We start from the raw sequence: 13,830 nt of genomic DNA, 5'->3' as shown, positions 1-13,830 counted from the left end.
TCAAAAACGGGGGTCAGTCCCATGAATCGGCAGGCTTCTTTCTTACATTTTGGCACGTTCGGTCTGTTTCAGGCTTTCAGGCCTCATATCACACCAATTCGTCTCGATATACTCCAGACACACCTTGCGTTTCTCGTCCTTCACGCAAGCTTCCCATCCGTCCGGCACATCAAGATAGGCCGGCCAAAGCGAGTATTGGCCTTCGGCGTTGACCAGCACATGGTATATGCCGTCTTCATGTTCAAAGGGATTTGTCATGTCAGCTCTCTCCTTCCTTTACCGGACTGTACGCCGGCCGTTTAATTTCTTTGCCAGGATCACGCCGATTTCCGCGAGCGGGCCCGGCTGGCATAAATCTTTATGGCGGCAGTCTAAATCATACCGCTCGATTTCTCCCGTAATGTAAGGTTTCCATGTATCCGGTTCAATCGGGTCAAACCATTCAGGGATGACCGTGGATCTGAAGAACAGAACATCTCCATGAAACGGCTGAGGCGTATATTTTCCTAAAAGACCGACAGAATTGACGTATGTGTCCTTCAGGTTCATCATGACAGATTCATCCAGGCTGGCTAACGCGCTTCCTTCACGGCGAAGGAGCTCCAGCGCGCTGTCAAAGTCAAGCGGCTGATCACCGAGGCTGTCCGGATCATATCCTCCTAAAGCAAGCAGGGCAATGACGGCTTCTTCATCATCCGGCGCATTTTTAATCGGCAGAAAATGATTCGGGTACGCATCAAGCATGACCAAAAGAGAAACCTCTTCACCCTGGCGCTGTAATTGCGTCGCCATAGCCTGAATCACATTTCCTCCTAGAGACCAGCCGAGCAGCCGGTACGGGCCTTTCGGCTGAACAGTGCGGATCTGCTCGATATAATCCGCCGCCATTTCATCTAAGCTTTGCGGAAGCTGTTCCTTTTTCCCGATACCTCTCGCCTGTAATCCGTAAATCGGATAATCTGCTTGTAATGATGACATCAGTCCGGCATAACACCAGCTGAGACCGCCGGCCGGGTGGACACAAAACAGCGGCGTTTCTTCTCCGGCCGTTCTGAGCGGCAGAAGAACATCCAGCGCGCTTGTGCCTGTTCCCGTTTCAAGCCGTTCGGCAAGGCTCGCCACTGTAGGAGCTTCAAATAAGGTCCCGATGCTGAGCTCAGCTCCCGTCGCTTCCCGAATGCGGCTCATTAAATGAACCGCAAGCAATGAATGTCCGCCTAAATCAAAGAATCGGTCATCAATACCAACCCGCGGTAAACGAAGCACTTCGGCAAACAGCTCACACAGCATTTCCTCTTGCGGCGTTCTCGGCCCCCGTTCGGTAATTTCCATTTGGAAGTCAGGAGCGGGCAGCGCTTTCCTGTCGAGTTTCCCATTCGGCGTCAGCGGCAGTTCATCCATTCTTACAAAGGCTGAAGGAACCATGTAATCCGGCAGGCTTTCTCCGGCAAAGCGGCGCATGTCCCCTGTATCAAAAGCGCTGTTATCAGAACAGACTAGATAAGCGGCAAGCCGTTTATCTCCCGGCTGGTCTTCACGGACGACTACGGCAGCGTCCTCCACATCCGGATGTCTGGCGAGAACCGCTTCGATTTCTCCCAGTTCAATCCTAAATCCGCGGATTTTAATCTGATAGTCAGCCCGGCACATATAATCAAGCGAGCCGTCCGTCCGCAGACGCGCTAAATCTCCCGTCCGGTACATTCTGGTTCCCGGCGGCCCGTACGGATCAGCAACAAAGCGTTCCGCAGTCAGGCTTTGCCGCCCTAAATAACCGCGCGCCACACCCTGTCCGGCAACATACATCTCACCGGTTATTCCGGGAGGCACGGGCTGCAGTCTGTCATCAAGCACGTATACGCTCAGATCAGGAATGCCGCAGCCAATGAGGCTGTTCGCTCTGAGGGCGGCAATGTCTTTGTCTAATTCAAGATAACTGACGTGCACCGTGGTTTCTGTAATGCCGTACATATTAATGAGCTTCGGCTTATTGTCAGGATGGCGGGTATACCAGTCCTCCACCCGGCTAAGTTCAAGCGCCTCGCCGCCGAAGATAATATACCTGAGCGCAAGCCTTTGTCCCAGCTCTTTGTTTTCTTTTTCCGCCTGCATCAGCTGGTAAAACGCGGACGGAGTTTGGTTAAGCACCGTTACCCGCTCTTTTGCAAGAAGACGTAAAAATGCCTCAGGCGACCTGCTGATGTCATGCGGCACGATGACGAGCCGTCCCCCGTGAAGCAAAGGCCCCCAAATTTCCCAGACAGAGAAATCAAAAGCGTAGGAATGAAACATCGTCCACACATCTTCAGAATCAAAGCGGTACCAGTGCTGCGTCGATTCAAACAGCCGGATCACATTATGATGCGGTATGATGACGCCTTTTGGCACTCCCGTCGAGCCTGACGTATAAATCACGTAAGCCGGATGAAGCGGCGACAGCGGGCAAATCCGGCCGGCGTCCTCAGGGTTTGTGTCTGCATATTGATTGAGCTCCTCTGCATTGCGCGGATCATCAAGTGTAAATGACGGCACTTCGCTTCCGGCAGAAAGCTTTAACGCGGCCTCTCGATTGGTGAGCATATATACAGGTTTGGCATCTTGAAGCATAAAAGCGATACGGTCAGCCGGATAATCGGGATCAAGCGGCAAATACGCGGCTCCTGCTTTCAGGACGGCTAACAGTCCGACAATCATGTCCAAGGAACGCGGAAGCGCCAGTGCGACAAACTGCTCCGGCCCGATGCCCCGGGCAATCAGCATATGTGCGAGCTGATTGGCTTTTCGATTCAGCTCTCCGTAAGTGAGCTCCCTCTCTTCAAATACTGCCGCCGTTTCATCACGCTTTCGGGCGGCTTGCATTTCAAACAATTCAGGCAGATTCTTCTGAGGCTGAAGATCATGTTTTTTTCGCCAGTCAGGCAATAGCTTACGGCGCTCTTCATCAGAAAGAATAGATAAGCTTCCGATCGGCCTGTTCGGGTCAGCGGCAGCTTCAGCAAGCAGTTGAAGCAGACGGCCGGCAAGTGCTTCCGCCGTTTCTTTCTCAAATAAATCAGTGCTGAATTCAAGAAGGCCCTTAATACCTGCAGGTGTGCCGTCGGCATGGCGCTGTTCGGCCAATTCCAGCGTCAAATCAAATTTAGACGCACCAACGCTGTTGATTTGAAGGCTTGTTTCGATTTCCGGAAGGCTGAGCACTGGATCAGGCGTATTTTGGAAAGCGAGCATCACTTGGAAGAGCGGGTGTCTCGACCGGGAACGAATCGGATTCAACACCTCAACGAGACGTTCAAACGGGACATCCTGATTTTCATATGCCGCCAGATTGACCTCTCTGACTCTCTCAAGGAGTTCAGAAAAACTAGGATCACCCGATGTATCGGTTCTGAGCACCAGTGTATTGATGAACATACCCACAAGTTCACCTAATGCATCGTCACTTCGTCCGGCGATCGGGCTGCCGATCAGAATATCCGTACCTGCGCCAAGACGGGTCAGCAATGCGGAAAGCCCTGCTTGCAGCACCATAAACAAGCTCACCCGCCGGTCTCTGGCAAGTGTCAAGAGACCGGCATGAAGCTCCTGATCTATTTTAACCGGGACGGTGCCTCCCCTGTAGCTTGATTCGGCAGGACGCGGAAAATCGGCCGGCAGCTCCAGCTGATCCGGTGCGTTTGCAAGCGTCTTCTTCCAGAAATCAAGCTGGCGGGCGATTAAGCTCTCAGCATCATTCTCACTGCCTAAAAGCTGCTGCTGCCAGAGCGCATAATCCGCATACTGAACGGACAGCGGCGCCCATTCGGCTTTTTTGCCCGCACGGCGGGCGGTATAGGCCGCGGACAAATCACGCATGAGAGGATTCAAGGACCAGCCGTCACCGGCAATATGATGCAGCAGGACCAACAGCGCATACTCATCCCCGCCAAGATCAAACAGCTCGGCGCGGATGGCCGGCTCTTTTGCGAGGTCAAACCGGCAGCGGGCAGCAGCAGCAATCAGATCATGAAGTTCGCTCTCACTTGTGTTTGTCACGCTGAATACCGGCCGCGCATCATCAGCAGGTAAAATAAGCTGGCTTGCTGAACCCTTATTCTCCGGAAAAATGGTGCGGAGGCTTTCATGGCGGCTGACGACATCGTAAAGAGCGTTTTCCAGCGCTGATTGATCCAGCTTACCTGACATACGGACGACAACCGGGATGTTGTAAGTCGGGCTCGGACCTTCAAGGCAATAGAGAAACCACAGGCGCAGCTGCGCAAATGACAGCGGGATATGCTCCGGACGGTCAAGCGGCTTTAATGCGGGCCGTGCGCTTCTTGCAGTATCAAGCTGTTCAGCAAGGCCTGCAACTGTCGGCGTATCAAACAGCCGGCCGATGCCAAGCTCCGCGCCCATCGTCTCACGAATCCGGCTCATCAGGCGTCCCGCCAGCAGCGAATGTCCGCCTAATTCAAAGAACCCGTCATCAATGCCGACTCTTGCCAAACCGAGGACCTCAGCAAACAGTTCGCACAATATTTCCTCCTGCGGTGTGCGCGGACCTCTTTCTGACAGGACAGCGGAGAAATCCGGCGCAGGCAAAGCGCTGCGATCCAGCTTTTTGTTCGGTGTTAACGGCAGTTCTTCAAGCTGAACAAAGGCGCTCGGAACCATGTAATCCGGCAGGCTTTCTCCCATATACGCGCGCAGCTTAGCGGTATCAAAGCTATGATCTGCCACAACGTATGCCGCCAAACGCTTATCTCCCGGCTGATCCTCGCGAACAACCGCAGCGGCCTGCAAAATACCGGGATATTTCGACAGCACCGTTTCAATCTCACCTAACTCAATCCGGAACCCGCGGATTTTGATTTGATGGTCCGCTCTGCTGATATAATCAAGCGAGCCATCCTCGCGCCAGCGCACGAGATCTCCCGTTCGGTACATTCTTGCACCAGCCGGGCCGAACGGATCAGCGACAAAGCGTTCCGAGGTTAAATCAGGCCGGTTATAATAGCCTCTGGCAAGCCCATCCCCCGCGATATAAAGCTCACCCGCAATTCCCGGCGGGACAGGCTGCAATGCGGCATCCAGCACATATACCTGCGTGTTCCAAATCGGTTTTCCGATCGGAGGGGCTCCGGTTTGGCCCTTTTTAAGCGGCTGGGCGGCTGACCAGATTGTTGTTTCAGTAGGCCCGTATAAATTAGTAACCGAACAGCCTAATTCCAGCAGCGCATGCATAAGTGAGCTCGGAAGCGCTTCTCCCCCGACAAGCACCTTAAGCGTTCGGAGTGATTCCGGTTCATCGGTAACAAGCGAGTGCCATAATGTCGGCGTCGCCTGCATGATCGTAATGCCATACGCTTGAATCATTTTTGCCAGCGCCTGCGGTTCCTGAATGGTCTCTTTGCGGGCAATAACACAGCCCGCTCCGCTGATGAGCGGAAGAAACAGCTCAAGTCCGGAAATATCAAACGCCGCAGTAGTCACGGCGAGCAGGCGGTCTCGTGCGCCGAGCGGGAACATTTCCTGCATCGATAAGAGGAAATTACTCACGCTTTTTAAAGTGACAACAACGCCTTTCGGTCTGCCTGTTGACCCCGAAGTATAAATGATGTAAGCGGGGTGAAGAGGTGACATGCCGCCCGTTTGAACGGAGCTGTCCGCAACATGCTTGGCTGCTGCTTTTTCTGTCTCCGGATCATCCAGTATGATCTTTTCCGCTTTGCTTTCTTCAGGCAAACGGTCTGACAATTCCGAAGAGGTAATCAGACAGACAGGCTGTGCATCCTTGAGCATGTATGTGATCCGGTCAGAAGGAAAATCCGGATCAAGCGGCAGGTAAGCAGCTCCCGTTTTCAACACGGCGAGCATGCCGATCACCAAGTCCGCTGAACGAGGAAGCAGCAATGCTGCAAATTGCTCCGGTCCAAGCCCCTTTTCCTTTAACAAATGCGCAAGCTGATTCGCCCGCCTGTTCAGTTCGGCGTAACTCAGTTCTTCGTTTTCACTGATAATTGCCGGGCGGTCCGGTGTTTTGGCAGCCTGATCGTTAAACAGCTCTGACAAACATTTTTGCCTTTGTGTCTTTGCTGTGTCATTCCAATCTTTCAGCACGCAATTGCGCTCGTTTTCAAGCAGAAGATTGATCCTTCCGATCTTTTCCATTTGATTTTGTACGGCCGTTTCCAAAAGAAGCAGGAAGCGTTTTTGATGATCTTTTGCATCTTGTGCACTGTACACTTCCGGATTCGCGTCAAAGTCTGCCCGCAAACCGCTGCCGTCTGATCTGTCGTAGACGTTAATCGACAGATCATCAACAGGCCCTGCTGACAAATTATGAACAGTGCCCCTCGCTCCCGCAAAATCAAGTTTGTAATCAAACGGCATCACATTGATTAACGGGCCGAACAGCCTGCGGTTTTCACCTATCAATTTAAGATCGCGGCGCAGGTCTTCATGACGGTATTTTTGATGGCGCCGGATGTTGCGGATTTCTTTTGATACTTGGCTGACTACCTCTTGAAAACACATATCCGGTCTGAGAGAAAGGCGTAACGGAAGAAGATTCATCGCCATGCTCGGAATATTCAGTGAAATCGAACCGATACGGCCCATCATCGGCAAGCCGAGCACCACTTCCCCGGCATTTGTCAAACGGTGAATATAGGAAGCTGCCGCCGCCACGACGACTTCATGCCAATTGGGCGATGATTTCAAGGCGGTTAAAGCCGTCTCAGACATATAAGCCGTGCAGCGATGAAAGCTTTTCGACGTTCTCGGCGCTCTGTCCGCCAAACTGACGACATCAGGCCCGTCTGAAAACCGCTTCAGCCAAAAGGCGCGATCTTCCCGGAACCGCTCCGAGGCGCGGTAATCTTGATCTTCTGTAATCAATTGCGGAAAAGAACCAAAGGAGCGTCCATCATCCGGACGTCCCTTCGTGATTTCGGTGTACATTTGTGCCGTACGCCGGGCCAGCAGTGAAAAACCGTAGCCGTCTATCGCAATATGGTGAATGCGCTGATACCAGAAAAAGCGTTCCGGCCCTGCCTTAAATAAAATTTCACGAAACAGCGGGCCGCACGTAATATCAACAGGCTCAGCCAGATCGGCCTGCATCAGGCTGAGGGCTGCCTGTTTCGGATCAGCTTCCGCACTGACGTCGATCACGTCAAGTGTAATTTGGGGAGACGGATTGATGATTTGCCATGGCCCGTCCATGTCCTCTCCGAATCGGGCATGTAACGATGCAGCCTCCGTTAAAACGCGTCCAAGCGCCGTTTCAAACAGTTGAACATCAATTGTGCCGTTAATCTCAATATACTCGCCTGTATTGTAAATCGGATTATCAGGATCAAGCTGCTGCGCAAACCAGATACCGGCCTGGGCGCCTGTCAGAGGCAGCTGTTGTGTATCATGCATTCTATTCTCTCCCTTATAAATAATCTGCGTTCGGCAAGACTTTTTGAGATCGGGAAGAAAGCAGTCTCCACCATTCTTCCAGCGTCGGGTTCTCCGCCAGTTCCACAAATGTGATTTCAGCTCCCGCACGGCGCCATTGTTCGACGAGACTCATGATTCTGATCGAATCAAGACCTCTGTCCAGCAAATCTTCATGCTCATCAATATCAGACGGCGATTCTTGAAGCAGCGCCGCAATTTGCTGACGCACCCGGTCTTTCGTCAGAACCGCTGAGGCTGTCTCAGCCCCCGCTTCCGTTTCGGACTGAGACGCGCCGTCCAGACTCTCCAGCACCTCACTTGTCAAAGCGGTGAACGCACAGCGTTCGGCCGCATACGTTAAAGCCATCTTATGCTTTTCCAAGGAAAAATCAGCAACGGCGTCCCCGATAAAAAAGCTTTGGATATCTTCCATAAACGCCTCACAGGCTGTTACAAGGCAGCCGATATGGGCATAAATTCCCGTAATGATCAGCTGGTCTCTCCCGCTTTCACGCATGATGTTTAGAAGATCGGTTCGTTTAAAGGCGCTGTACCTCCATTTTGTCAGGACAATGTCCTGATCGTCAGGGGCAAGCTCCTTAATGACCTTTTCCTCGTAAGGGCCGCTTTTAAGACCCGGCCCCCAAAAATCAGTCAGAAGGGCACGATCTGCCGGATCTTGGCTGCCCGGCTGTGCGGTATATACGACCGGAATACCGAGCGCCCTGCATCGCTCTTTTAATTTGCTGATATTGGCCGCTGCATCCGTGATCGGGGACTCTCCCTTCATAAAGGCATCGACGAAATAATTTTGCATGTCATGAATTAAAAGTACCGCGCGTTTAGGGTTAAGATTCCATGATACTTTATTTTTCGGCATATCTGACGCTGTTGGCATCGCATATGCAGGAATAGCCGGAATAGCCATGTAAACACTTCCTTTTATTATTATAGTTCGATTTGGGCAGGCTTCAGTTTTTTGGCAATCGTTTCACGAAGATCCTTTTTACTGACCTTTCCGACGCCCGTTTGCGGGAATGAGCTGATAAATTCAATCCGGTCGGGAATTTTATACGCTGCAAGTCCCCGTTTTCGTAAAAATGCTTTCAGCTCTCCCGGTTTTGGCGTTTCTCCTTTTGGTATAACGAACACGCAAGACCGCTCGCCGAGAAAATCATCCGGCATTGACACCATGGCTGCATCATGAACGGCTGGATGGGCAAGGAGGTGGTTTTCTACCTCCTCTGCGGCAATTTTTTCACCGCCCCGATTGATTTGATCTTTCGCACGCCCCTCAACGATGATATAGCCGGACGGAGTGAGTCTGACGATATCGCCTGTCCGATAAAATCCATCAGCGGTAAACGACCTTTCATTATGCTCAGGTGCTTTATAATAACCGCGTATCGTGTATGGGCCGCGCGTAAGCAAATGGCCGGTTTCCCCAGGTGCTGCATCCTGTCCGTCATCATCTGCCACCCGCACCTCGTCAAACGGTGACATCGGTTTACCTTGAGTGTTGACGATAATATCCTCCGGGTCATCCAGCCTCGTATAATTCACCAGACCTTCCGCCATTCCGAAAACCTGCTGGAGCGTGCACCCGAACGCGGTCTTCACCCTTCGGGCCGCTTCGGCGCTGAATTTCGCGCCTCCCACTTGCAGCACTTGGAGGCTGGATAAATCATTTCGGCGGGTACCCGCAGCTTCCATCCACACCATCGCAAGCGGCGGAACGAGCGCGGTAATCGTCACATTTTCTTGTTCAATCAAAGGGAAGCAATCATCAGGACTCGGCGTCGGTGATAAGACAACTCGTCCCCCCGCATATAAAGTTCCCAGAACACCTGGTGAGCTGAGCGGATAATTATGCGCAGCCGGCAGGGCGGCCAAATAGACACTCTGATCATCCAGGCCGCAAATTTCCGCACTGAGGCGCAAACTGTATATGTAATCATCGTGTGTTCGGGGAATCAGCTTGGACAGCCCCGTGCTTCCTCCTGACAGCTGCAAAAAAGCAACCTCAGCCGGACTTACTTCCTCCAGATGAACAGGTTCCGTATGCAGACTGCTCAGCTGCTGGAATTCTTCAGCCTCTCCCGCCACAATTACATGTTCCAAGGACGGAAGTTTGTCTTTCACCTGTCTTGCAAGGCCTCTGTAATCAAATCCTGAATGTGTATCAGGAATGATGTAGGCTTTCGCCTCAGCAAACTCACAAAAATACGTAATCTCACTGCTTCTATGAGAAGGCAGCGCAAAAACAGGAAGCGCCCCCAAGCGGAACAGCGCGAAAATCACCTCAAAAAACTCGGCTGTATTCGGAAGCTGTATCACGACCCGGTCTTCCTTTTGAATCCCGAGCTCGTGCAGGCCGGCCGCTAAACGATCTGCTCTTTCATCTAATTCTTTGTAGCTCCAATTTGTCTCTCCGCATGTGACGGCAGTGCGATCTCCATATAAAGCGGCCCGCTCTTTCAGCATTCCTCCGAAGGTTTCACCTTTCCAGCAGCCGTCTTTACGGTATTGATCCTCTAACTCTTTCGGCCACGGCGTAAATCCAGTCAGCATGATCGATTTCCCCCTTCTCCATTACATGTCATCTTGATAAAGTCCCATCGCGCGGAGCATCGTGCGGAATTTAGCAGATGTCTCGTCCAATTCATCCTGAGGGTTTGATCCGGCGACAATACCGGCACCTGCAAACAGACGGAGAGAACGAGCTTTTGCCTCTGCGCAGCGAAGTGCGATAATCCATTCTCCGTCACCTTCAGCATCACACCAGCCCGCCATTCCCGTATAAAATCCGCGGTCAAACGGTTCAATGTCAAAAATCGCCTCTCGTGCCGCATCCGTCGGCGTTCCGCATACCGCCGGAGTCGGATGAAGAGCGATCGCCAGCTCAAGCGAAGTCGTTGACGGATCAGAAAGCTCTCCCCTTACCTCGGTTGAAAGGTGCCACATGGCCTCCGTTTGAATAAGCGACGGTTTATCCGGCACATCGAGTTTCCGGCAGAACGGTTTAAGGGCAGCGGCAACGGCAGCGACAACAACCGCATGTTCATGCAGATCCTTGGCTGAAGCCAGCAATTCATCCGCTCTTCTTTGATCCTCAATCGGATCTGCGCTGCGCGGTCTTGAGCCTGCCAAAGGATTGGACATAATAGCCGTTCCAGTTTTAGAAAGAAGCAGCTCAGGGCTTGCGCCGAAAAGCGTTTTCCGCGCTTCTGATGTTCCGGTCACATCTGCGGCAAACGTATAGCCGTGCGGATTGTGCTGCGCCAAATGCTTAACGGCTTGATGAATATCAATATCCTTTTCTGCGGTCAGAAGGAGCGTTCTTGACAGCACAATCTTACTGAGCGGGCCGTCCGTAATGTTAAAAACGCCCTTTTCCACACCGCGCATAAAGCCCTCAGGATCTGGAACAGGCAAAATGTCGTATGTATTTGTCTGCGGTTTTTCAGGTGAAATTGTCATAAATGAAAGCGGTTCGGCCAAATGAACGTCTCTTGGGACAAAAAGCTGCGAAGCCTTTGTGCCGTCAAAAGGAATGGCCCCTGCCACAATCGGATGTTTTATACCGGAGCGCTTCGCCTGATCAAGCGTACGCATTACACGTTCAGACAGCGTATCCAGCTGGGAATCGGCCTCTGCTTCCGGCACTTTCGCAAATATCCCTTCCGCGAGCATCGTGCTGCGGGGGGAAGCTAAAAAGAATGCCCCGGGCTCATACGCTTCAAGCACCTCTCTTGCTGACATCTCTGTCAATAAATGTTGGTTTGACATGTCCGTACCTCCTTATCGTGAATCAAACGCCTAAAGCAGCGCCGCCATCTACGCATAAATCGTGCATCGTAATATGGTTTGCCTGTTCAGAGGCTAAAAAAAGAACGGCATTTGCAATATCAGAAGGCTTTGCCAGTTTCTTCAGCGGAATTCCTGTTTTATATGTGTCAAGAGAGCCTGCAATCACATCCCTGGCTCCGTTTTCATTCTGCCAAAGCGCCCTCTGCATTTCCGTTTCGGTTGAACCGGGAGACACGATGTTGCAGCGGATGTTATATTCCGCAAGCTCCAGTCCGAGGCATTTCGTAAACATGACGGCTGCCGCTTTTGAGGCGGCATAAGCAGCCATGGACGCCCGGGGCACACCGGCCGCATTTGAGCCGACCGTAACGATGGCGCCTTTTTTCCGCTCTATCATGTACCGGCTGACTGCGCGCGAGACGTTAAACACACCGGTTGTATTGACTGAGAACGTTTTTGCCCAGTCTTCGTCGCTGAGGGAATGGATCGGCCCCGGCCGAAGCACTCCGGCGACATTGACCAGTATCTCAATAGGCCCCATTTCACGTTCAATTGCCGCAGTAATACCGTTTACGGCAGCACTGTCCGATACATCAGCGGAAAAAGCTTGAGCGCGCACGCCTTCACTTTGAAGTCTTTCCGTAAGCTCGTGAAGCTTCTTTTCATTCGTATCTATAGCGGCCACATTTACACCTTGTACAGCAAGGGCCAGCGCCGTTGCTTTTCCAATGCCTTGAGCGGCGCCGGTGACGAAAGCGGTTTTCCCTTTCATTCCCAATGCGTCCATATCATCATACTCCTTTTATATTGATAATGATTATCATTATCAATTATGATTCAAGACAATCATATCCAAATCAAATCTCTCAGTCAATTAGAATTTTAGAATCAGCCGTTTTTAGTCCGAAGTACCTGTTTTTTTCAGATGGATGAAAATGAGGTGTGGGGCCCGCCCGGATTTAGGGCAAACCGCAGGGCCCGGCTGATTAATACCGGAAGAACGGAAATATGGCCCTCGCCCTCAAACTCCCGGTATTCGGCACGCACTCCTTCTCTCTCAAGCTCTGATAATATCAAAAACAGTGCTTTTGCATGCTCTGGAATCCGGCTCTTATGGCTTTTTTCGATTTCTCCGGCCGCCAAGAGAACGCTTACGTTCAGCTCTGCGTCGTCCTGCAGTCGTGCTGCAAAGCGCTCTGCTTCTTCATGGATGAACCGTTTGTTCCAATGGATGGACGGACTTCCTGCGATATAGGTCTGAAACAGCTCCGGTCTTGTTAAAAGCGCTTGCAGCACAAAAAGTCCGCCCAATGAATGGCCGAAAATCGTCTGTCTGCCTGTGTCGATGCGATAATCGCGCTCCACTTCAGGCTTTAGTTCTTCCTCAATAAATGACAAAAACTCTTCTGCTCCTCCGCGCTCAGGCCACGCCATCCCTTGCGGATGCACCGGCAGCTCTGATTCGGGCAGAGGCAGTGTAAAGTCACAGTGGCGAGCGGCAGAAAACGGCTGGTCCGTCGGATAACCGATTCCGACAATCACAGCGGGAACAACACCTGTTTTCTCAGGCCGGCGGCTTTGCACCCGTAAAGCCTCCGCCATTGTTCCGAACACGGAATTTCCGTCAAGCAGATAAATGACGGGGAAGCCGGACGGAGGCGGTTCTTCCTGCGGACCAGACACAAAAATGTGATACGCACGGTCTCCTTTCCGTGAACGCATCTCCCTCACTTCTGTGCCCGGAATCGTAAATTGCCCGCCTGGCACGATTTCCTGCTTTGTTTTCTTTCCGTCCATGATCAGTTCATCCCCTCATATGATAATTGCTTTATACACACTCATTGATAATGATTTTCAATATCAAAAGACACCTCAAATAATAGTTTTTCTGCCAAACAAAGTCAATGGATTTTCCATATAAAAAAGGCCCCTTATATCAATAAGGTACCTAAGCACTATTTGTGACATGTGATCAATCCCATGTAAAACGCTGATTTTTCCACGGATCTCCTCTCATATGATAGCCGTTTTTCTCCCAAAAACCAGGGTGGTTTTCCTTCGTAAATTGGATGCCGCGCAGCCACTTGGCGCTTTTCCAAAAATAGAGATGGGGAAAAACGCCTCTGAGCGGATAACCGTGCTCCGGCGTTAAAGGCTCTCCATTATGAGCGTATGCGAGCAAAGATGTTTCCCGTGTAAAATCAGAGAGCGGCAGATTGGCGGTCCAGCCTTCTTCGGCATGAAGTATGACGTATCCAGCCTCTTTTTGGACCCCCGCTTTTTCAGCGATATCTTTTGCACGCACTCCCTGCCATACGTTATCAAGCCGGGACCAGCCCGTAACACAATGTATATCATTTTCTGATTCGGTTTTCGGAAAGGTCTTCAGATCTTCAAAGCTTAACAGCATCGGCTGATCAACAAGTCCGTAAACCTGCAGATTCCATTTTGACAAATCTTCATAGTAAGGAACATTTCCGGCGTGCAGCACTGGAAATTTCGTTGTGACATTTTGGTTGGGCGGCACTCTTTCCGATTGTTCTGTTTGTTTCGTTTTCCCGAAAAACATATGGCTCCCTCCATTTTGTAAAC

At 51.5% G+C, this 13,830-nt stretch carries 8 protein-coding genes; all 8 read right to left on the bottom strand.

Translation table 11 applies throughout. The features are described from left to right. Positions 1-42: 42 nt before the first annotated feature. Positions 43-258, bottom strand: coding sequence for an MbtH family protein (locus J7E26_RS13095; protein ID WP_214803425.1), 216 nt, complete (start codon positions 256-258; stop codon positions 43-45). Between the two features lie 18 nt (positions 259-276). After that, on the bottom strand, positions 277-7,407 hold the full coding sequence (locus tag J7E26_RS13090) for an amino acid adenylation domain-containing protein (protein ID WP_214803422.1): 7,131 nt from the start codon (positions 7,405-7,407) through the stop codon (positions 277-279). 13 nt (positions 7,408-7,420) lie between these two features. Beyond that, positions 7,421-8,356 carry an isochorismatase gene (locus J7E26_RS13085; protein ID WP_214803419.1) on the bottom strand — a complete coding sequence of 312 codons (936 nt, stop codon included), beginning with the start codon at positions 8,354-8,356 and terminating at the stop codon, positions 7,421-7,423. A gap of 20 nt (positions 8,357-8,376) precedes the next feature. Continuing rightward, positions 8,377-9,999, bottom strand: a complete 1,623-nt coding sequence (locus tag J7E26_RS13080) for a (2,3-dihydroxybenzoyl)adenylate synthase (protein ID WP_214803416.1) — start codon at positions 9,997-9,999, stop codon at positions 8,377-8,379. A 21-nt stretch (positions 10,000-10,020) separates the two neighbouring features. Continuing rightward, positions 10,021-11,217 (bottom strand): isochorismate synthase DhbC, encoded by a 1,197-nt coding sequence (gene dhbC, locus J7E26_RS13075; protein ID WP_214803413.1) that lies wholly within the window; start codon positions 11,215-11,217, stop codon positions 10,021-10,023. A 22-nt stretch (positions 11,218-11,239) separates the two neighbouring features. After that, positions 11,240-12,025 carry a 2,3-dihydro-2,3-dihydroxybenzoate dehydrogenase gene (locus J7E26_RS13070; protein WP_214803410.1) on the bottom strand — a complete coding sequence of 262 codons (786 nt, stop codon included), beginning with the start codon at positions 12,023-12,025 and terminating at the stop codon, positions 11,240-11,242. Positions 12,026-12,159: 134 nt separating this feature from the next. Beyond that, complete coding sequence (locus tag J7E26_RS13065) at positions 12,160-13,035, bottom strand: alpha/beta hydrolase (RefSeq protein WP_214803407.1); 876 nt, start codon at positions 13,033-13,035, stop codon at positions 12,160-12,162. A gap of 175 nt (positions 13,036-13,210) precedes the next feature. Then, entirely contained in the window at positions 13,211-13,807 is a 597-nt protein-coding gene (locus J7E26_RS13060; RefSeq protein WP_214803404.1) for a sulfite oxidase-like oxidoreductase, read from the bottom strand. Positions 13,808-13,830 lie beyond the last annotated feature (23 nt).

This window comes from Bacillus sp. ISL-51 (assembly GCF_018613535.1).
Lineage (GTDB): Bacteria > Bacillota > Bacilli > Bacillales > Bacillaceae > Bacillus.
The sequence above is the reverse complement of the archived record's forward strand: the minus strand, read 5'-3'. Positions and strand labels throughout refer to the sequence as shown.